Annotated in this window: 16 protein-coding genes and 2 pseudogenes; 4 read left to right on the forward strand and 14 right to left on the reverse strand. The window is 65.4% G+C overall.

Annotation, left to right across the window (positions count from 1 at the left end; translation table 11 throughout):
- Window positions 1-97: 97 nt before the first annotated feature.
- Window positions 98-828, reverse strand: a pseudogene (locus AC5P1C_RS42335) (IS5 family transposase); the annotation flags it as partial.
- Between the two features lie 1,015 nt (window positions 829-1,843).
- Between AC5P1C_RS42335 and AC5P1C_RS42340 the strand changes: the two are divergent.
- Complete coding sequence (locus AC5P1C_RS42340; RefSeq protein WP_493871343.1) at window positions 1,844-3,088, forward strand: hypothetical protein; 1,245 nt, start codon at window positions 1,844-1,846, stop codon at window positions 3,086-3,088.
- Between the two features lie 52 nt (window positions 3,089-3,140).
- Here AC5P1C_RS42340 and AC5P1C_RS42345 read toward each other — a convergent pair whose 3' ends face one another.
- The 3 genes from AC5P1C_RS42345 to AC5P1C_RS42355 form a co-directional block, all read right to left on the reverse strand.
- A complete protein-coding gene (locus tag AC5P1C_RS42345) occupies window positions 3,141-5,492 on the reverse strand; it encodes a hypothetical protein (RefSeq protein ID WP_493871344.1) in 2,352 nt (783 codons plus the stop codon).
- Window positions 5,493-5,617: 125 nt separating this feature from the next.
- The gene (locus AC5P1C_RS42350; RefSeq protein WP_493871345.1) at window positions 5,618-6,637 is read right to left on the reverse strand and encodes an NAD-dependent epimerase/dehydratase family protein; all 1,020 of its coding nucleotides are present in this window, start codon (window positions 6,635-6,637) and stop codon (window positions 5,618-5,620) included.
- A gap of 13 nt (window positions 6,638-6,650) precedes the next feature.
- Entirely contained in the window at window positions 6,651-7,946 is a 1,296-nt protein-coding gene (locus tag AC5P1C_RS42355) for a nucleotide sugar dehydrogenase (RefSeq protein WP_493871346.1), read from the reverse strand.
- Between the two features lie 335 nt (window positions 7,947-8,281).
- On the opposite strand from AC5P1C_RS42355, the gene metG reads away from it, so the two are divergent.
- Window positions 8,282-10,003 (forward strand): methionine--tRNA ligase, encoded by a 1,722-nt coding sequence (gene metG, locus AC5P1C_RS42360; RefSeq protein WP_493871347.1) that lies wholly within the window; start codon window positions 8,282-8,284, stop codon window positions 10,001-10,003.
- Between the two features lie 32 nt (window positions 10,004-10,035).
- Here metG and AC5P1C_RS42365 read toward each other — a convergent pair whose 3' ends face one another.
- The 7 genes from AC5P1C_RS42365 to AC5P1C_RS42395 form a co-directional block, all read right to left on the reverse strand.
- On the reverse strand, window positions 10,036-10,674 hold the full coding sequence (locus tag AC5P1C_RS42365) for a histidine phosphatase family protein (RefSeq protein ID WP_493871348.1): 639 nt from the start codon (window positions 10,672-10,674) through the stop codon (window positions 10,036-10,038).
- A gap of 22 nt (window positions 10,675-10,696) precedes the next feature.
- Window positions 10,697-11,251 (reverse strand): FkbM family methyltransferase, encoded by a 555-nt coding sequence (locus AC5P1C_RS42370; RefSeq protein ID WP_493871349.1) that lies wholly within the window; start codon window positions 11,249-11,251, stop codon window positions 10,697-10,699.
- Window positions 11,203-12,759, reverse strand: coding sequence for a hypothetical protein (locus AC5P1C_RS42375; protein WP_493871350.1), 1,557 nt, complete (start codon window positions 12,757-12,759; stop codon window positions 11,203-11,205). The genes AC5P1C_RS42370 and AC5P1C_RS42375 overlap by 49 nt, the downstream gene beginning before the upstream one ends.
- A 45-nt stretch (window positions 12,760-12,804) precedes the next feature.
- Window positions 12,805-13,959 (reverse strand): glycosyltransferase family protein, encoded by a 1,155-nt coding sequence (locus AC5P1C_RS42380; protein ID WP_493871351.1) that lies wholly within the window; start codon window positions 13,957-13,959, stop codon window positions 12,805-12,807.
- Window positions 13,960-13,972: 13 nt separating this feature from the next.
- Window positions 13,973-15,292, reverse strand: a complete 1,320-nt coding sequence (locus AC5P1C_RS42385; RefSeq protein ID WP_493871352.1) for a N,N-dimethylformamidase beta subunit family domain-containing protein — start codon at window positions 15,290-15,292, stop codon at window positions 13,973-13,975.
- Window positions 15,289-15,858 carry a class I SAM-dependent methyltransferase gene (locus AC5P1C_RS42390; protein ID WP_493871353.1) on the reverse strand — a complete coding sequence of 190 codons (570 nt, stop codon included), beginning with the start codon at window positions 15,856-15,858 and terminating at the stop codon, window positions 15,289-15,291. The genes AC5P1C_RS42385 and AC5P1C_RS42390 overlap by 4 nt, the downstream gene beginning before the upstream one ends.
- A gap of 311 nt (window positions 15,859-16,169) precedes the next feature.
- Complete coding sequence (locus tag AC5P1C_RS42395; RefSeq protein WP_493871354.1) at window positions 16,170-16,439, reverse strand: helix-turn-helix domain-containing protein; 270 nt, start codon at window positions 16,437-16,439, stop codon at window positions 16,170-16,172.
- Window positions 16,440-16,946: 507 nt separating this feature from the next.
- On the opposite strand from AC5P1C_RS42395, the pseudogene AC5P1C_RS42400 reads away from it, so the two are divergent.
- Window positions 16,947-17,153, forward strand: a pseudogene (locus AC5P1C_RS42400) (ISKra4 family transposase); the annotation flags it as partial.
- 36 nt (window positions 17,154-17,189) lie between these two features.
- Here the strand turns inward: AC5P1C_RS42400 and AC5P1C_RS42405 are convergent.
- The 3 genes from AC5P1C_RS42405 to AC5P1C_RS42415 form a co-directional block, all read right to left on the reverse strand.
- Window positions 17,190-17,585, reverse strand: a complete 396-nt coding sequence (locus tag AC5P1C_RS42405) for a hypothetical protein (RefSeq protein ID WP_493871355.1) — start codon at window positions 17,583-17,585, stop codon at window positions 17,190-17,192.
- A 617-nt stretch (window positions 17,586-18,202) separates the two neighbouring features.
- The gene (locus AC5P1C_RS42410; protein ID WP_493871356.1) at window positions 18,203-18,766 is read right to left on the reverse strand and encodes a flavoprotein; all 564 of its coding nucleotides are present in this window, start codon (window positions 18,764-18,766) and stop codon (window positions 18,203-18,205) included.
- Window positions 18,763-19,995, reverse strand: coding sequence for a helix-turn-helix domain-containing protein (locus AC5P1C_RS42415; protein ID WP_493871357.1), 1,233 nt, complete (start codon window positions 19,993-19,995; stop codon window positions 18,763-18,765). Before AC5P1C_RS42415 ends, AC5P1C_RS42410 begins: the two co-directional genes overlap by 4 nt.
- 408 nt (window positions 19,996-20,403) lie before the next feature.
- Here AC5P1C_RS42415 and AC5P1C_RS42420 point away from each other — a divergent pair.
- Window positions 20,404-20,617 (forward strand): hypothetical protein (locus AC5P1C_RS42420; RefSeq protein ID WP_493871358.1); only part of this gene is annotated, 214 nt, incomplete at its 3' end.

Raw genomic sequence — 20,617 nt, forward strand, 5'->3', positions numbered from 1 at the left:
ATTACTGGCCCTAACAAAGGCGTTGTACGTGTCGGTGAGTGATCAGGCAGACGGCGATGCCGAGGAAAGCTTCATGGATGTCGTCGCGTCGTTCCCAGCGGATGCGCAGGCGGCGAAAGCCGTGCAGCCAGGCGATGGTGCGCTCGACGACGTAGCGGAAAATGCCCAGGCCGGTGCCGTGCGGCTCGCCTCGTTTCGCGATCACGGGGCGGATCCCGCGCTGCCAGAGCAGGCGCCGGTAGATGTCGTGGTCGTAGCCGCGGTCGGCCAGCAGCGCGTCTGGGCGTCGACGGGGCCTGCCGACCAGACCCGCGATTGCCGGGATCTTGTCGAGCAGCGGCAGGAGTTGGGTGACATCGTTACGGTTGCCGCCGGTCAGCGTGACCGCGAGCGGGATGCCCTGGCCGTCGGTGATGACGTGGTGTTTGCTGCCCGGCCGTGCGCGGTCGACCGGGCTGGGGCCGCTTTTGGGCCCCGTCGAGCGGCCCGCACGTGGGAGGAGTCGATCACCGCCCGCGACCAGTCCAACTGGTTCTTCGAGCGCAGCTTCTCCAGCAGGATGACGTGGAGCTGGTCCCAGACGCCGGCCTCGTTCCAGGCGGCCAGGCGCCGCCAGCAGGTCATGCCCGAGCCGAACCCCAGCTCCTGGGGCAGGTACTCCCACTGGATGCCGGTGTGCAGCACGAACAAGATCCCGCACAGTGCCTGCCGGTCGGGCACCCGCGGTCTGCCCTGCACCAGTTTGGGTCCCGGCTCGGGCAGCAACGGCTCGATGAGCGACCACAGTTCATCCGACACGATCCACGGCCGCGACTGACGTTTCGCCACAACCAGACCAACGAGCCGACACGCCAACAGTCACATGATCAACCGCTTTTGTTAGAAACAGTTAGGGAGCCGCGTGGCCCGCTTGCGCTGACGTACGTCCACGACAGTGGGAGGCATCTCCCAGCACCACTCGTCGGCCTCCGATGGGGCGGGCAGTGTGACGACGTCGGCACGTTCGGCGGCCTGGTCGGTGACCGCTACCGACGCTGCAACGGCGGGCCGCGCTTCCTTGTCTCTGGAGACATCTGGGACCGTCCAAAAGCCGTTCAGCCCGTCGGCCTGCCCGGCCGCTCTCCTGAAACAGGCCGTCGATGCTCATCGCCTGGCACCAACCCCTCTCTGTCCCGACGGCAGCTTGATCGCAAGGACCATCCAGCGCAGTTAAGGTAGTCATTCCAAATGACACCATGCTCGCTCAGGAGGCCAGGCGTGGGGGCAGCCGAACCCCAACTGATTCGTGTACCGGTTGGGGAGGGATCTCGCCAGTGGACGAGCCGAACCGTCCAGCGAAGGGTCCTGCTGGTGGTCCACAACGTTACTTCTGCAGGCCGTCTGCTGGACCTCCTGCCGCTGTTCCACGACGACTTCCGCATCCAGCTGCTCGTCACGTCAACAGGTTCCTCCGCCTTTCAGGCCGGCGTACGAGAACTGTTCGCGGAGCTGGAGCTTCCTGTGCTGCCGTGGGAACAAGCATTGTCAACCCCGGTTGATGTCGCCATATCCGCGAGCTTCGGCGGAGAACTCGCTGCGATCCATGGGAAATTGTCTGTAATTTCACACGGTGTCGGATATACTAAGAGACTGGGCAAGCCGGGAGCCGGGAGCCGGGAGCCGGGAGCCGGGAGCCGGGAGCCGGGAGCCGGGAGCCGGGAGCCGGGAGCCGGGAGCCTTTGGGCTCAGCGAGGAATGGCTGACACACAACGGGAACCTGGTCCCGTCAGCAATTGTCCTCTCCCATACAGAGCAGCTTGAGCGCCTCACACTGTCGTGCCCGCAGGCGGTTCCCGTCACTGTCGTGGCGGGCGACCCCTGCATTGACCAGCTGCGCGCCAGCCTGCCCTTCCGCGAAAGCTATCGTCGTGCATTGGGGTTGAAGCCGGGACAGCAGCTCGTAGTGGTGTCCTCTACCTGGGGCGACGGTTCGCTGCTCGGGTCTCCGCAGGCCGACGTTCTCCGCCGCACGCTGGCCGAACTTCCGATAGAAGAGTTCCGCACGCTTGCGGCAATCCACCCCAATGCGTATTTCGGACACGGGGCCTGGCAAATGCAAAGCTGGCTGGCACCCCTTATAGATTCTGGCCTCCTTCTACCGACACCGGAAAGCGACACCTGGAAAGCAGCACTCTGCGCGGCAGATTTCCTCCTCGGTGACCACGGTTCGTTGACCATGTACGGCGTTTCGTTGGGAATTCCGTGCATTTTGGGGGCTTTTGACGAGTCAAAGGTGGCACCCCATTCCCCCATGGAGAGACTCGGCGAGTTGCTTCCCCGCGTGTCAAGTGCCTATCCCCTTCAGCCTCAGCTCGCAACTGTGGACAATCAGCGCAATGATCCGGACCTGCAAGATGTGGGGCAGACCGTCACGTCGGAGCCAGGTCGTTCCATCGAGTTGTTGCGGCGCCTGTTCTATTCCTGGCTGCAATTGGACGAACCCGAGTTCCCGGCAACCGTGGCCGCAGTACCCGTGCCGGGGCGGTCATCCGAGCACCGCACCACGCGAATGCCTCATGAGGAGGCTGCGTTCGTCACCACGTCCGTGACGGACGGAGGTCATGGACGCGGTGACGGAGAAGTGACCGTGCGTCGATATCCGGCCGCCCGGCAGCGCGGTCAGGGACAGCACCTCGCCTCGGCGCACCTGGCTGCCGATCGCGACGACCCGGACCGTAGGTGGCCTCGTGCCGCAGATGTTCTCCTGGTACCGCAAGAGCGGGTGTCCGGCCCAGGTGACGACCCGTGGTGCGCGTATGAGGCGTCGTCCGCCGGCTGTGGGCTGGTCGCTGCGGAGACCGCAGAGCAGGGTTGCCTGACAGTCCTTCGCGGTGGCAGAAGGCTGCAGGCTCGCTGGCTGCGCCGCCCGGAGTGGGCGACGTTTGCCCTGGCCGCATCGACCGTCTACGCATGGGATACGAGGGCCCAGGGGCCGGGAGACACGCGAGCTCTCAGCGAGGGGGCCGAACGGATCGTTGTGCGCGCAGGTGAGCTTCACGATTCCGGGCTACTTGAGGTGACCGAAGTCCGAGCACATTCCCATCGATAACCACCCGGTGCCGCGCAATTCGGGTTGCGACCTCCCGACCTGCCCCTTCCTGCTACTGAACCTCCCCCTCCAGAAGCTGTTGCGCTTCGTCCTCGCGGTTGCTGCCGGCCTCCTGGTAGAGCGCACGTGCCGATTCCCAGTCTGAGACTGCTCGTCCGTGCTTGCCCAACTGCCGATTGATACGCCCCCGTAGCAAGAGGGCTGTCGCAGTCCAGTACGCGGAGCCCACGCGCTTCATGCCTGCTACTGCGGAGTCCAGTGCAGTGAGGGCTTCATGCGGCTGGCCGCATGCTTGGCGGTCCTCGGCACGGAGCAGCTGTGCCTTGGCGATGTTGAAGCGGTCCGGGCCAGTCGAAAGGGCTTTGAATCGATTCTCAGCGCCGCGCAATTCGCGTTCGGCGTCGTTGTGCCGCTCCAATCTCGTGTACGTGGCGCCGATGTGCATGGTGAGGAGGGCCCGCCCCCGCGGGTGATCGATCCCTTCCAGTGCTGCTCGCGCGTCGAGGAAGAGTCCGATCGCCTGGTTCGGGCGTTTCAGCTTCCGTTCGAGTAGGCCCAGCCCCTCCAGAACAGTCGATTCCGTGCGCCGCTCGCCCTCACTGCGCCCTGACACACCGGGCCTCACCAGGCTCAACGCCCGTTCGAAGAACTCGCGAGCGAGGCGAGGATCGCCCTCTTCAATGGCCCAGCGATCGAGGTAGGCAAACGCCAGCTCGTAGGACATGCGGGCCACCGCCATCGTGTCTCCGGACTCCTCCGCCGAAGCAAGCGCGGTGACGCGTGACTCGATCCACCGGGAATGACTACCCGTCTTCAAGCAGTACGTCCACGTGGCCTGCGCCAGACGCCATGCCTCGGTGTGGAGTCCCGCTTCGGCGGCTAGGTCCACGGCGGCGAAGATGGTTGCTTGACGGCGCCCCAAGTCTCGTAGAACGTCCGCCTCTTCGCGCTCCCCAGTCTCGTCGGCCGTGAAGACGTTCATGGGGTCGTGGCGCCAGCGTGAGGACAGTGTCGCTTCCCCCTTCTCGGCGATGTACAGCACGTGGTGGACGATCCGGCGTTGTACTGCTGCCCGTTCACGCGAGTCCTCGTCGCGCTCCGCAGCCGTCAACGCGTGATCGTGGACCAGGGCAGGCAGCCGGTAGGCATCGATTCCCCGCACTTCCACCAGGCCCGCTGAGACAAGGGAGTTCATCGCAGCCCGCACTTCGGGTGCTGGCCAGTCCGAGGCCAGTGCGTACACAAGGTCCAGCTGGAATTCTTCATTCACCAACAGACCGAGGCGGCGGTAGAGCTGTGCCGTTCGCAGGGCCATCCGCTGATAGGAAAGGTCTAATGCCTCGGGGAGCGGGTTCATGTCACCCATATGGAGAAGCTCCTGTCGCGTCGTCCGGTCGGCGAGCTGAGCGGTGACGTCCTCGAGCACGCCGGGGATCGGTGACCTCAACTGCTCCGCAACAAGGCGCAGGGCCAGCGGCAGCGCCCCCACGTACCGGACGATCGGCCTGAACCGTGCCGGGTCCTCCGTAGTCCGGGTCAGCTTCACCAGGAGATCCAGGGCATGCTCATCCGGCAAGGCGGGGACGCGGAGCGGCCGAACATTCTGGACCACTGTGTGAAGGCCATGCGGCTCCTGCTGCCCCGTCATCAGGACCACCCCGTAGGGCTGGTCCGTCAGCAGGTCTCGGACCTGGCGTGCGGTGGTGACGTTCTCCAGTACGAAGACCACCGGCCGGTCACCGAGCCTGCGGCGAACCAGCCAGGCCAGGTCTGGGACGTCGGATGCCCGCTCCTCCGGGATCGCTCCCAGCTGCTGCAGCCACCGTTCCAACACGGCTGATGTCTCCGGGATCCTGCCATGGCGCAAGCCGAGGTCGGCACGGAGTACCTCCCCGACGAAGACGTCCCGATGCCGGTGGACCCATTGAAGGGCCGTACTGCGCTTGCCCACTCCGGGGATGCCGCTGAGGAAGAACGCCGTACCGGCGCCGGCCTCCTGGCACATACGCCAGTGCTCGTCCATCTCCCGGAGCAGTGCACTGTTGTTGACGTAGGACAGCAGGGCCGTGGAGGCCCAGACGGGGTGCTCGTTCATCAACGCCTCACCGACGGCTTCGCGCCCGGCGCGGACCGCGGAAGGCTGATCAGCCAACAGGAGCTCCGCTTGCCCGATCAGCTCCTCGCGCATCTCAGCAAGGGCTTCCTCGTCACCCGCCGCCTGCGCCCCCCTCACCCGGCGGCGGGTCTGCTCCAGTTCGGGCTCAGAGTCACCATCCTGCGCAGAGGTTCCTCTCCGGAATAGAGCTGCAACCTTGGTCTTCGCCCACCCCACGGATTCCTGGGCGAAGGCCGCGATCAAACTACTGACCAAGAGGCCCGCGAGCGCGGAAAGCTCCGGATCCACTGCACCCCCACGATAGGTCCCACCTGCTGTCCCCCTCACCGTAGAGATCACACGCCAGCACCGCAGCTATTTCCTCAGTTCGAATTCCAGGGCCGCGCCGGTTCACGAGCCAGTCGTCGCACGCGTCATCCACCGTGGATGGCGGGAGCGCCTTGTTGCTCGTCATCTCTCGTCGGCAGCAGTCGGCCACCACGGTGAGGCCTGCGGCTGACACCAGTCCTCGCTCGGTGCCACTGCCAGGTGGCTTCGAGCCCCATCCGTGCTGCCAACGGCACTATGTCCGGGAAAAGTTCACGGAGGCGTCTGCTGTCCGCGCTTGAGTGGGGAACATCGCCAGGTCGTGGGTCGGTGTGAGTCACAGCAGCACCAGCGCCGCTCACAGCCTCGATCTCGGCGATCAACTCCTTGAGTGAGATGTCAGCGCCGAAGGCGAGGTTGACGGGGGACGCACTGGAGATCGTGCGGATGGCCGCGTCTGCGAGGACTTCGCAGACGGTGCCGACGAAGGTGAAGTCGCGGGTCTGTGTTCCATCACCGTGCACGGTGATTGGTCGGCCGGTGAGAACCGCGTGGACCCACTTTGGGATGACCGCGGCGTATGAGTGGTCAGCGCGTTGTCCGGGGCCATACACGTTGAAGAAGCGGAGAGGCAGGACGGGCAAGCCGTAGCTGTAGTGGTATGCGCTCAAGTACGCCTCCGTCGCAAGCTTCGTCACCGCGTATGGGCTCATCGGGATTGTCGGCAACTTCTCGTGTTTGGGCAGGTATGGGGTGGCGCCGTACACCGAGGATGAGGAGGCTGCAATCACGTGCAGGTTGCCAGCACGGCGGGCGGCTTCGAGTACCTGGAGAGTCCCTGTCGCGTTGGCATGGTGGCTGGCTAGAGGGTTCATCACGGAGCGCGGTACGGAGGGCAAGGCAGCAAGGTGGACGATCGTGTCCGCGCCGTGGAAGACCTGGTCCAGAAGAGCAGCGTCTTGGACGTCGCCCTCGACGAAGCGGACGTCGAGGCCAGCGAGGTTTTCCTTGGAGCCGGTTGAGAGGTTGTCGATTACTCGGATCTGGGTGACCTTAGGGTGCTCGGTGAGGGTCCGGGCGAGGTTGCTGCCGATGAATCCGGCGCCGCCAGTGATCACGATGTCCACGGAGGGCTTCCCTTCAGAGTGAGTCGACGTGTGTACCAACGAGTCGGTGGCGGCAGTCGAGGATGTACGTGGCGTGCTCGGTGATCGTGTGGTAGTCGAAGGTGTCGTGGTCGGCGAGCAAGACGACGGCGTCCGCTGCCGCGAGTCGTTCCGGGGTCACATCGACCCGCTCGACGGTTGTGAGATGAGCGGCGCGAGGGTGCGCGTCATCGATGACATGCGGGTCGGCTGCCTGGGCCTCGGCGCCCATGCTGGTGAGGAGTTCAGCGATCCGTGCTGCTGGGGTTTCGCGGGCGTCGCCGGTGTTGGCCTTGTAGGCGAGGCCAAGCAGCAGGATTAGGGACCCGTTGAGGGACTTCTTGCGTGCGTTGAGACCGTCGACGAGGCGGCGAACCACGTAGTCGGGCATGTGGTTGTTGATGTCGTTCGCCAGCTCGACAAAGCGGAAACTGCGCCCGAGAGCCCGCTGAACGCGCCAGGACAGATACGACGGGTCGATAGGTAGGCAGTGTCCGCCGACGCCAGGGCCGGGCGTGAAGCGCATGAAGCCGAACGGCTTGGTGGAGGCGGCGTCGATGGCGGCCCAGATGTCGATGTCCAGTTCGTGGGCGAAGATCGCCAGTTCGTTGGCGAGCGCGATGTTGACGTGCCGGAAGGTGTTCTCCATCAGCTTGGCCAGCTCGGCTTCTTTGCAGCTGTCGACGGGGACGACCGTGTCGACGAGGGCCGAGTAGAAACTGCGGACTGCATCCGTGGACGCGGTGTCGATACCCGAGACGACCTTGGGAGTGTTCTCCAGCTTCCAGGTGGGGTTACCGGGGTCTATGCGTTCGGGGCTGTAACCGAGGTGGAAATCGAGGCCGGCGGTCAGGCCAGAGGTGCGTTCCAGGGTCGGGCCGAAGAGCTCCTCTGTGGTACCGGGGTACGTAGTCGACTCCAGCACGACCGTCGCTCCGGGACTCAGGTGGTGGCCGAGCGTCCGCGCCGCCTCCTCGACGTATGACAGGTCTGGTACTCCGTCGCGGAGAGGAGTGGGGACCGTGACGATCGCTATGTCGAAGCCCACGCAGTCGGCTGCGTCGATGCTCGGCCGGTATGAGCCGGATGCGAGGAGCGGGGCCAGGCGGCTATCAGGGATGTCCTCGACATACGACTCACCGACCACGAGGCGCTTCACACGCTCCGCGTCAACATCGAGACCGACGACCCGATGCCCGATCTCGGCAGCCCTCACCGCGAGTGGGAGTCCGACGTATCCCTGGCCTACTACGACGACGCGGCACGGCCGGAACACGGAATTCTTGATCATGCTTTCCACCTCGTTGGAGTGGGGTGAGAGCGATGCATGGGAATCTGCCGCAGCGCGTCGGCTCTAAGATGGGGGGTGCCTCGGCCGTACGAGACTCGCTTGGCCGCCTGTCTCGGACGGCCGAGTGCCTTCGCACCTCCGCTGCGGGGCGCTGATAAACCGAGGGGATGGCCGAGTCTCCGGTTCGCTACGATGCATGTGGCCTGCAGACTCGACTCGTCACGGTGTGTGACGTTGCGGGACGACCTGAGTGGTTGCGCCGACAGCAGCCTTCGACCTGAGTGCGCCGCACCTCCGGCTTCGGCGCCGTACGCAATGAAATGGAGCATCCGAGGATGGCTCGACACCTGATCACCAGCGCGCTTCCCTACATCAACGGGATCAAGCACCTGGGCAACATGGTCGGGTCGATGCTTCCGGCGGATGTGTACTCCCGGTACCTCCGCCAGCGCGGGCACGACGTTCTCTACATCTGCGCCACCGACGAGCACGGCACCCCCGCCGAGCTGGCCGCCAAGGCGCAGGGGCAGCCCGTCGCCGAGTTCTGCGCGCAGGCGCACGACGCGCAGAAGGCCGTGTACGACGGCTTCGAGCTGGCCTTCGACTACTTCGGGCGCAGCTCCTCGCAGCAGAACGTGGAGATCACCCAGCACTTCGCGCGGAGGCTGAACGAGAACGGCTTCATCGAGGAGCGGGCGATCCGGCAGGTGTACTCGCCCGCTGACGGCCGCTTCCTGCCCGACCGGTACGTGGAGGGCACCTGCCCGCACTGCGGCTACGACAGGGCTCGCGGCGACCAGTGCGAAAACTGCACCCGCGTCCTGGACCCGACCGACCTCATCAACCCACGCTCGGCCATCAGCGGCTCCACCGATCTCGAAGTCCGCGAGACCAAGCACCTGTTCCTGCTCCAGTCCAAGCTCCAGGGCGAGGTCGAGGCGTGGATCGACGCGGTCGGCGGTGAGTGGCCACAGCTCTCCTCCTCCATCGCCCGCAAGTGGTTGACCGAGGGGCTCCACGACCGCGCGATCACCCGCGACCTGGACTGGGGCGTGCCGGTGCCGGCCGACACCTGGCCGGAGCTGGCAGCGGAGGGCAAGGTCTTCTACGTCTGGTTTGACGCCCCGATCGAGTACATCGGCGCGACGAAGGAGTGGGCCGACGCCGCCCCTGACGGCGAGGTCCGCGACTGGAAGTCGTGGTGGTACGAGGCCGACGACGTCCGTTACACCGAGTTCATGGGCAAGGACAACGTCCCGTTCCACACCGTGATGTTCCCGGCCACCGAGCTCGGTGTGCGCGAGCCGTGGAAGATGGTCGACTACGTCAAGGGCTTCAACTGGCTGAACTACTACGGTGGGAAGTTCTCCACCTCGCAGCGCCGGGGCGTCTTCACGCACGATGCCCTGGAGATTCTCCCGGCCGACTACTGGCGCTACTTCATGATGGCGAATGCCCCCGAGTCGGACGACACCTCGTTCACCTGGGAGCACTTCTCCGCCACGGTCAACAAGGACTTGGCCGATACCCTCGGTAACTTCGTCAACCGTGTCCTGTCGTTCTCCCGCAAGCGGTTCGGCGACGAGGTTCCGGCTGGGCGTGCGGCTGGTGAGGCGGAGGCGAAGCTGGGCGAGGAGATCGCGCGACTGCTCGGCGAGTACGAGGAGCAGATGGAGGCTCTGCAGTTCCGCAAGGCCGCGTTCGCGCTGCGTGCCCTGTGGTCGGCGGGCAACTCCTACCTGGAGGAGAAGGCCCCCTGGCTGGAGATCAAGACCGACCCCGACGGTGCTGCGCTGACCCTGCGTACGGCGATGAACCTCATCCACCTGTACGCGGTCGTCTCCGAGCCCTTCATCCCGGCCTCGGCCAGGGCCATGCGTGGCGCCTTCACCCTGGGCAGTGATACCGCGACCTGGGTGACGCCGGAGCAAGCCAAGGCCCTGGACACGGTTCCGGCCGGTACCGCGTTCACCGTGCCGCCGGTGCTCTTCGCGAAGATCAGCGAGGAGGACCTGGAGTCCTACCGGGAACGCTTCGGCGGCGACGACTCTGCCTGAAAACCCCGCTCGCACCCGTACCGTACCGGTTCTCATCGGACGGGACGGGCTGCGAGGTGACCGCGCAGGGCTGCGGGCGGCACGTTCATCAGCCGGATCCGAAGACGGTCCTCGTTGACCTCGATCCAGGTCACGCCCCCAGATCCGGGTACGTGGTCCAAATAGCGGTCGAAGCCCTGCTCAGTGAGCTGGAGCAGCAGGCAGGCGATGCCTCCGCCATGCCCGACAAGGACCGTCGTCTTGTGTGGGCCGGTGGAGATGTCGTCCCAGAGGCGCCCGTAGCGGGCTTGGACGTCTTCCGACGACTCGCCTCCGGGTGTACGGAGTTGGTGGATCGGCACCCCTTGGTGGGCTGCCGCGGCAGTCGCTAACTCCCTTGGCTTTCCTCCCAGGTGGCCGCTGTTCTTGGCGGCGAGGCGCTCGTCCACCCGGAGGTCGACCGGTGCGAGCGCAGCGGTCAAGAGTGTGGCGGACTCGCGGCAGCGGGTCATCGGGCTGGCGAGCATCTGATCCACTGCGACCCCGGCTGCGGTGAGGCTTTCACCGACTGTGCGAATGTCGTCCTGCCCGCGCTTGCTGAGCCGGCCGCCGACGGCCTGGCCCTGGTGGATGCCGCGGAGGTTCTCCTCTGTCTCGCCGTGCTTGACCAGGTAAATGTCCTTCGTGCGCATGGCCTTGTGTCTCCTTCCTCGGTCAGTCCCAGTCGCGGACGTCGACGCATGCGGATACGGCGCCGACGAGTTGGTCGTGGTCAGCTCGGCTCATGTAGGAGAAGCGGTCGTAGTGCCACTCGATGTAGAGGACGGAGATGAGGTCGATCGTCCCGTCGGCGAGCAGCTTGGAAAGTACGGGGTACTCAGCGCCCTCGATGTCCATCTTTACGACCACGTGGTCGTCCGCCGTGACGGTCCTTCGCAGCCAGGCGCTGAAGTCCGTGGCGGGTACGGGGACCGGTGAGTCGTAGTCGATCTGCTGGTCGTAGACCGGGGGGACGCGCTTGCCGGGCATCACGGTGGAGCTCTCGTGGTGGCCGAGGAAGAGGTCGATCGTCCCGTCATGGGTCCATACGGCGCTGTGGGAGATCTCGACTCGGGGCGCGTGGTCGGCACTCTTGACCGCGTGGTGGATGGACGGCAGCAGTTGCTTGTTGGGCTCGAAGGCGTAGAAGTCGTGGTCCGGGAGTTCCTGGATGAAGCGGTTCAGCACGACTCCGAGGTTGGTGCCGCAGTCGATGAAGACGTTGCGCATGCAGTACTCCCGTGGTCTTGGGCGAGCGTGGGGATATCGATCTTCCACACGGTGTCGTCGGCGAGCAGGACGAAGTCACCAGTGCTTGGGCGGTAGCAGCGTTCCTGGTAGCGGATAGTGATGCGGCGGACCGGTTCCTCGCCGCGGTAGGGAGGGAGGTCGCCCCAGCGGTAGAGCTGGCCTCCTGGGGCTTTGAGGTATCGCAGTCGGTGGGGCAAAGGCCCTTTGGGCGTACCGGAGTTGAGGCGGATGAACATGGCGGCCAGGAAGGCGATGTGGTCGCGCGCTTGCTCCTCCTCCATGTGCACCTGGCCGTAGGATTGCTTGAGCGTTCGCAGCGTGTCGCGGTCACCGTGCGCTTCGACGAGGTGGTCTCGAAGCTCCCGGTCCCAGACGATCCCGAGATGACCGTGGAGTACGGGTTCGCTGGTGAGGAAGTAGCCCAGGACCCGGCCGTACTCGCGCTCGTAGGGACACATGAAGTCGTTGTAGAGACCCAGCCGTGTGCCGGAGACGGTCTCCACCTGCCAGTGCATGCGGGCCGTGAAGGGCGAGTCCCACCAGCCAAGGTGCCACGGCTGCCAGAGAAGGTCGGCAGCACTCAGCAGCAGCATCGCCAGGGCCATCAGCGCGGCTGCCCAGCCGAATGCCGCGTCGTAATCAGCGCCGGGGAGCACGGAGATAGTGATGGCGAGAGCGGTGTTGGTGGCGATGTTCTCCCAGAAGAAGATGCCAGATGTGAGGGCGACGGCGAGGCCGAAGACGGCTGTCGCCAGCAGGGTGGCGATCAGTAGTCGCCGGTCGAAGAATGCGATGAGACCGGCAGCCTCGACGGCCATGGTCAGGAAGTTGACCGGCCGGTCGACGGCCCGCGCTCGGCGTAGTACGCGGGATACCGTCTCGGTGGGTAGGAAGCGTGCCCAGCCCCAGCAGTACGCGGAGGCAATCAGGTAGTGGGTGCGGTTGTGCCAGGCCCACGACCATGGGCGTGGGCCCAGACGCGCCTTGCTCCAGGCCGGTTTCACGTAGTGGGAGAGCGAGACGCAGCAGAGAACCAGCAGCAACCCCGTTGGCGATCCTGCAGAGCCGAAAGAGATGGCCACGAGGAACCAGGCCAGGTACGCCTTGAGTATCCGCAGCGACATCATCGCGTGGTGCTTCCAACCGCGGAGCCTGCCGCAGTACACGACGAGCCATGGCAGCAGAGCCGGGGGCCACAACAACGAGGCGCTGGCGAACAGCAACAACAGCTGCTTGTCGCGGCGTTGCGCTTTGATCGGGAGCGTGACGTCGTAGTCGCTCGTCGCGCCCTGCCAGGTGAGCAACCCGACCACGAAGACTGCGAACCAGCGGACTGGACCGGGGCTCGGCGACGGGCAGAAGAGGAGCAGCATCGTGGACGCGATGCTCGCGATCACTGCCGGGAGGACTGAGGCGCGCAGTGCGAGGAACCGCACCACCGGTGAGACCACGAAGCGGTAGCAAGTCACGATCGCGGCAGCAGCCACCGCGGTTTCCACGGGTGCGGAGAGCGAAGAGATCGCCATGACCGCCTACCGGACGGGCGAGGGAAAGACCTGCCCCGCGGCCACAGGCAGCAGATCCTCCAGGTACTTGGCAATCTCTTCCCTGGGGTCGGACACGAGGTGCTGGTCCCGGTGGCGTACGACGTTGTCGCGCAGCTCCCGGCTGCGGCGCAGGAAGTTCACCACCGCGTCTGGGCCGATGTGCGGGGCGCTGGTTCCGAGTCCTGCCTCGTGGACGACCTTGGCGCACCAGTGCTGGTCGTATGTGGGCAGTGGGACCAGGTGGACCGGCTTGCCCAGGACGAAGGCTTCGCTGATGAGGTTGAATCCGGCGTTGGAGATCACCGCCTCGGACCGGGCCATGTCGGCGATAAACGCCTCGCGGTCGAAGGTGTGGATCTCGACGTTGCGGTCGGCGTATCGGCGCAGGTTCGTGCACTCTGCCGCCTGTGCGTAGATGCGCAAGGTGCGGTCGTGGGCGTGCTGGCGGAAGACCTCGGCGAGTGCGCGGACGGAGTCTTCCGGGCCGTGGTCGAAGTACCGCGAGAAGTAGGCGGTGACGAGGGGCTCGGTGGTGACTGGGGCTGAGCGGACGATGTCGGGGACCACGGGAGCGATGAATTCGAGCCTGCCGTCATCTGCCTCTAAGGGGATGAAGGAGCAGATGAACGACCGGTCAGCGTGCGGTGCGAAGTAGCGCAGCCGCTGTTCGTCGGCGGTTCGCGCGTATCGGCCGATGCCCGGCAGGTCCAGATGCCGGTACTTGCTCTGCTGGTCGACGGAGATCAGCGGCTTGCCGAAGTGGTAGGCCAGGCGCGGGGTGTTGGGTTCGTAGTCGGTGATGAACAGGTCCGGGATGCCGGTGTCCCGGATGGCACGCCTCAGGCGTAGATGCCGAGTGATGCCAGCGGGTGCCTCACGGACATTGGTCCGTATGGCATCGCTTGCGAGGATGCGGTCACCGCGGGCGAGGAGCGTCGGCATCCACCCGTCCCACGCGGTGAAGCCGAGGTCTCGGAAGTACGCGACGCGAGCTGACCCGTTGGTGACGATGCGCACGTGGTGGCCGCGGTCGCGAAGGTATTGGGCCAGCACGCTCTGTCTGACCGAGTGCCCCATGCCGATGCCGTTGACGCCGATGATCACGTTGAGCGGCCGTACGTGCTGTGCGAGTCCGGACACGACGATCCCTTCGTCAGGCGAGGCGGGTGATGACGTTGCGGGTGACGGCGGCGACCTGGGGGTCGGTGGCCAGCAGGCGGGCCCAGTCGGTGGTGGCTGAGGTGAAGACCGTGCCGCCCGCCGTATGCAGGCCGAGGGTGGCCGAGCGCGGGTTGGCCGTCGGTTCCCGCGCCGCGAAGTTCCAGTCGGAGGGCAGTGGGGCCATCCCGAGGATCTCGAAGTCCTTCGGCGTCCCGTCCTGACCTGTCGGGCGGGGGCGGCCGCGCTCGTCCGCCTCGTACGCCGCCCCGTCGCATTCGTAGCCGACCAGTGCCCCTTCGCGACCGAGGACGTCACCGGTCTGCAACCCGGTGCCGGAGAACACCCAGTGGTCTGCGTCAGTGATGGTGAATCCGAGAGGCGCTCGCGGCCCGTCCCAATGGCCGCCGCCGTTGCGGTAACTGACGCCGATCAGGGCGTTCTCGGGGTCGGTCTCCCACCAGTGGTCGGGGCAGCCGTACGAGCTGTCCGGGTCGGTGCCGACGGGGGGCCCGGGCGGAAACTTGGCGCACTCCAGGACAGTGCTATCTGCGGCGACTTTCACGCGCCACCAGCACGTATTGGCACCAAAGTTGGCGATATTGCCGCCGCTGTCCCGGAAGCTGGTGACGTTCCGACGGGCCTGGGCACTCCAGTACTCGTCGTGCCCGGCGGAGACCATCAGACGGTACCCGTCACCCAGAAGTCGACCTTCGTGGATGTCCAGGTCGGTGCAGTAGTCGCTCTCGATGCCGTTCTCCTCCATCCACGCGATGAAAGGGGCGTCCCAGTGCGCGAACGTCTGCCGCGGGGATGCGGCGTCGTACGGGTCGGGCAGCCCTTTGACCGGGCCTCCGACACCGCCGCCCGGCCGCCGCAGCGTCACATGGGAGGCGCTGTAGAGACTTCCGCCACCTGCCGTGTTGTACGCGTGGTAGGTGAACGTCGGGATCTTGTAGAGGATCTTGCTCCGCTCCGAGGCGGCGGAAGGCGTGACGACCAGCAGCACCCTGGCCTCGCGGGCGTCCATCGACGGTGTGCCCGACATCGGCTCTGTGCTCAGGACCGCGATGTAGACGCCGGACTTCCAGTGGTGGGGTATGCTCAATTCGTATGCTGGCCATTGCCAGTCCTCGCCGAACCGGCCCGGGGCAGCTGCTCGTCCAGGCCACTCAACGCTCCCCTTGTGCTCCAGAGTCGCTCCCCAGCGGAAGAGGTCGACTCTGAATCGAGAGGCTTCTGTCGCGACATGCAGCCGGACCGACTCGCCGGCGCGCACGCTGGGGCGCTCGGGATAGCCGTTGACGCCGATCACGTCCGGCTCCTCGGCCTTGCGATGCCGCCGACGTGGTACGAGTCGAACTGCTCGACGTGGGCCTCCCACCCAAAGGAATTCAGTTGTCGCGTGAGATCGGTCGAGTCGTACAGCACCTTGATGGCGAGGTGCCGTGTGCCGTCCGCGAGGGTGCGGTACACGGTTGGTACTTGCTCACCGGGCACCGGCTTCTCGATCTGTGCCTTTGCGTGGGAATCGTCGAGGAAGACCACGTGGCCATCAGGATTCACAGCCCGCCGCAGCATGCCCCAGAAGGCAGAGATCTCGGCGGGAGGTACGTGGCTGAGCCAGAAGGCGAAGAAGACCGTGTCGTACTGGCGGTCGGGCTCCCATCGGAAGATGTCCGCCTCAATGAAGCGTGTCGCCTCACCCTGCATCCGTGTTCGGGCTACATCCAGCATTTCGGGCGCGGCATCAAGCGCCGTCAGGCTGTTCGCGCGGTTGGCAAGCAACTGGGTCCACTGGCCCGTGCCGCAGGCTAACTCCAGAACGTCACCGTTGATCGGCCACGCGTCGAGGGCCTTCGCGAGCACGGGCATGCCCATGCGTTCGCCGTACGCGGTGTCGTACTCGGAGGCTCGTGCGCGGTAGTAGGCGATCTGACGCTGCGACCACTCTTCGGACGTATATCTCCCCTGCATGGTGATCCTCCGTGTACGCATGCTGGTGCTGCCGCGCCGACCGCCTACGCGGCTCGACAGCTGGTGGAAATCAGTGAGTTGCTACTCGTCGGGACACTGGGACGGGCAAGCACGCAACGTGACTTCAGAAGGCGGGCTGACGGCCTAGCCCCGACGTTGCGATGGCCCCCAACAGTGCTGGATGCTGCGCAGGCATGCACATTGCAGTGGTGATATCACCGGGGTGATGGAGCAGCGCGTACTGAGATGGGTCGAAGCGCCGACTCAGTACGCAGCGGCACATCGCGCTGGCGGTGTAGCCGCAGCATCGGTCCGGTCAGCTCTGGTGGAACCTGCAGGCCATCCAGCAGTTGAATGATCTTGTCGATGTTGGTCAGCTTGCGGGCGCCGGACTCGAGCATCGACAGAAAGGCTTGGCTCAGGCCCGAGATGGCGGCTACGTCGTCTTGTCTGACCCCACCGTGCTGTCTGATCAGCCGGAGCATGCGCCCGAATTCTCGGTTGATCAAAGCATGTTGGACGTCAGGTATATGCCAGACGTCCATGGGGATGCTGCGGGTGATCTGCTGATTGGGGCGGATGCAACCGGAACACACGTCCTCGTTGTTGTAGCGACTCAGACGGCATCGGCAGAGGATGCAGCGTCGAGTGCCGTCGGCTGGCGTGGGAGTGCTTCTGACGGCGTACTCGTCGATGTGCTCCCTGCCCGGCGGCGATGGGGCAGCATCTGTCGAGGGCCGGGACGGGTGGTCGCTGCCGCCCATCCCATCTGCGTGTGTGGTCGGGCAGGTCCTGGCTGTGTCACTCCAGGCCTTCGCACCGGGGAGTGCCGCACTCAGCCCTTGATCGGGCATCCGTTTCCTCCGTTAGTCGGCGGTGCCCTCACACTGGCGTCAGTCAAGACGAAGGGCCCGGACAAACTGTCCGGGCCCAACCTCCTTTGGTTGCAACATTATTGATGGCGAGTCAGGAAAGGGTGCGGCTCTTCTGGAGTGAAAGGAGCCTGCCGGCATCTGATCGCCGACCGCCTCGACATCACCGGCTCCCGCTGGGGACTCGACGGTGCCGGAGCCGTCCTTCAACTCCGCGCACTGATCACGAACGGAGACTTCGACGACTACTGGGCCTTTCACACCGCTCGCGAGCACCGCCGGGTCTATCCCAGCTCTGAACAGGTCACTTACTGCCGCACAGCCTGATCGACTCCCTGGATCCAGGCCTCGAAGCCGGTGATGTCAGACCTGGAAGGGCCACAGAGAAACAGCTGCCGCCTCGACACGAATCTCCACCCAGGCGGCGGCGATTGCGTCCGGAAGCGGCACGACGAGATCGAACATGACCAGCGAGCCACCCATCTCAAGGACTGCGGTGCCAGGCTCGGAGATATCAATGCGTCCGCGCAGGACGACCTGGCTACCGTTCTGCCCGAGTCCCGGTTCGGCAAGCGCGGAGAGCTGAACGTTCCGTTCCCAGAGGAGATCTTCGTCCACGGTCCACTCAACATGGTGCCGACCGTTCGCCTGCTCCGGATCACCACGCCAACTCACCACCGCGGTCCCGACCGGCGAGTGCACTCGCACGGCCACCGGCGCCAGTGAAACCTGCTCTACCTTCTCCACGCGCACGAACATCTACCGATCATCCTCGATCGCGTTCAACCAGCCACGGCCGGACTTCCTTCACTCAAGAAGACCCACACCCTATTGAGAATCGAGACGTTGCTGCGACCCTTCTGAAGGGGTTTATGGGTGTGTGCGAGTGCGTCAATGGGTCTCCTGGTCGCCCCTGTCAGGGGCGATCGTCTTCATGACCTGGGTCAGGGGGATGAAGCCGTCCGTGGTCTCGAGTTCCTTTGGTGTCGGGCCGGCGGGTGGGGTGTGTCCGCGAGTCGTTCGGCGAGGGCGGTGACCGCTTCGCGGTCTCCTTCGAGGGCTTCGCGTTCGTCGTCGGTCAGGCTCAGTTGTTCGAGCATCTGGTCGATGTCGTCCCTGACGACCAGGAGTTGGCCGCGGGTGGATTCCTTGGGGACGTAGAACGGGCAGCGCGCGCAGGCCAGCCGGTCGGGGCACTTGGCGAAGAAGTCGTAGCTGCAGCCACCGGTGGGCTTGTGGGTGCTCGGCGACGGTGGGGAACTTGCCCCACGGGATGTAGACCATGACCGCAAGGTAGGGAGCCGTAGCCACACCCCTGCTCGTGTACGGGCCCGGTCAAGGGCAGCCCACGACTCACTGCAGGAGAGCCGCGCCCGTCAGGAAATAGCCTTACTCGCTTCGTCCAGGACTGCTTGCCACGGGTAGCGGCGCCTTGACATCCCAGCCCGCGGCTCGGCGAGCGGCCATACCTCATCTCCGTAGATCAACCGAACCCCGGAATCGTGAAGGGCCTTGACGTGCCCCTCCCACGCGGGATGGCGAGTGTGAGCGGCATTCACCCGGGGCCAGACGACCACAGGGAGATCCAGCGTCCCGATAGCCTCGTTGACCTGTGTCAAAGCCTGGTTGTCTGAGATGCCGAGGGCGAGCTTGGCGACGGTGTTGGCACTCGCCGGGGCGACGACGTAGCAGTCCACCGGAGGATGCGGTCGAGCGTCACCCGGCAGGCGTGGTTCAGCCCGAACAGCAAGACCGGTCAGCCTTTCGAGCTCTGCGGTCTCCCCGCTCGCCCGGAGCCACTGACGTGCGGTCGGTGTGAGCGTGATCGCAACCGTCCAGCCCCGTTCGAGTGCCGGGACCACCAGCCCACTGCGCAGTTCCTCGACCCCACCGGCGCCCGATCCGACAACGCCCAGCACCTTGCCCTGTATCAACCTCACTGCACCGCCCTGCACCGTTGGGCCATGGCCAGCAAGTCGGACGAGTTGCTGCCGCCAGTGACCGGGGACTGCTTCCTCAGATCACGAAGAGTCTCCCGCACCCGCGGATTGTTCCGCACGAGCTGCGGGGATGTGCGTTCAGCCTCGCGTAGCTCACTGAAGGCGTCGCCGACGCGACCGCTGAGGCACAGAGCTCGGGCGTAGTCGATGTGGTGGGACACCGCACGTTCTGGCGGCACATGATCGACGTCTATGTTCCCGTGCTCGATGACGTACGGGATGTTCTCCAGTTCCAGCTCGATCGAGATTCGATGCAGTTCGACGTTCGTCGGTCCGAAGCAGGTGTGCCAGTAGTTCTCGTCGGAGCCGAGCCGATCAGCCATCCCCGCCGCTCTCGCGAGCAAGCTGCTGGCTGTGGGCCTGTCCTGGTGACGCGCCGCGGCCACCGCCGCACGCAGGTGAATCATGCCGAGCAGACTCAGGGCTGCGGGATCGTCCCCGCCGACTTGGCGTGAGAGCCAGGCTGCTGCGGTGTCGCCGAGCTCAAGGGCGTCCTCGTAACGTCCGTTGGCCAAGAGCGCATGCGTGCCGGAGCGCGCGGCGGAGACGAGTGACAGAGGATCTTCGGACTCGTCGGCAGCCCGCATGGCCCGCTCGGCCGCAAGCCATGACAGATCGGACTCACCGATCTTGGAGAGCGTGGTTGCCGCCAGATGGTGCGTACGAGCGGATACCGCGAGGCCGCGTCGCCGCTGATCGCCTGGCGGAAGGTCTTCGAGCTCTTGAGCCGTCCGGAGCAGACCGGGGAGCGCAGCGATGACGTCACCGAGAGCGCCTGCCTGGTAGTCGCTCCAGCTGCGTTCCACAAGTATCTGGGCTGACTCCGGCGTGGGCAGCTGCCTCTCTGCCGCCGGACCGAACAGCAGCTTCGAGAGACGACGAGGACTCATCAATGCGTCACGAATAGCCGGCACGTCGTCCATATGCTTCTGATCGTCCTCCATGAGGAGGGGATGCCCCATCAAGTCGCCGAGTGGGACGCGCAGCACGTGAGCAAGCTCCGCGAGCTTGTCGATCCTCGGAGCCTTCCGCACGCCTCGCTCGATTTTCGACAGCCAGTCGGTACCACGCCCAACGAGCCCTGCGAGCACGGGCTGCGTATACCCCCGGCGCTCGCGGTAGAACGCGATCCGCTCTCCAATGCTGAGATGATCTCCAAGACCCCGCATATGGGATGCCTCCCCGACTCGCACTCTGCAATTCACGATACCGGCCGACCAGATCCCGGGATCAATGAGTGATTCGGGTTGGTGATGCCCGGCTCAGCATCCGCTCTCTGTTCTGCGACGGTCCGGACACTCTGTCCGGCTTCGAGGGTCACGGCGGATGCCTGCTTGGCCGAGGGGGGTGTCTTGAACAGACGTGGCGTTCCTGGCGGCTTGGAGACAGCTGAGCATCACCTCGACATGCTCATTGGGCCTTCGCCATCTTCGAACATGCTGGTCGGAGGGACTGGCGTGATGGTCGATCCGGGTGCTCGTACAGGTTGTGGGGCATAGTCTGCGGCGTAGATCGTCTGGCAGGTGGTTCCGCAGTTCCCGCCTATGGCCGCGCGTACCGCTCCTACGACCCGGGGCATGACGGATTCCGAGATAGCGGAATGGGTCGCCGCGCGGCGCGTGGAGCTGGACGAGGGCGAAGACCGGCTGATCAAGCAGCTGGCCGAAGTACGGGCCGAGCGGGACGAACTCGCCGCGGCCGAGCGGCTATGGCAGCGGATGCGCGACCAGATCGCCACCGAGCACACGCCGACCGCCCCGGTATCGGCGCGGGTCGGCGGGCGCGGAGTGA

The organism is Streptomyces sp. A18 (genome assembly GCF_059026065.1).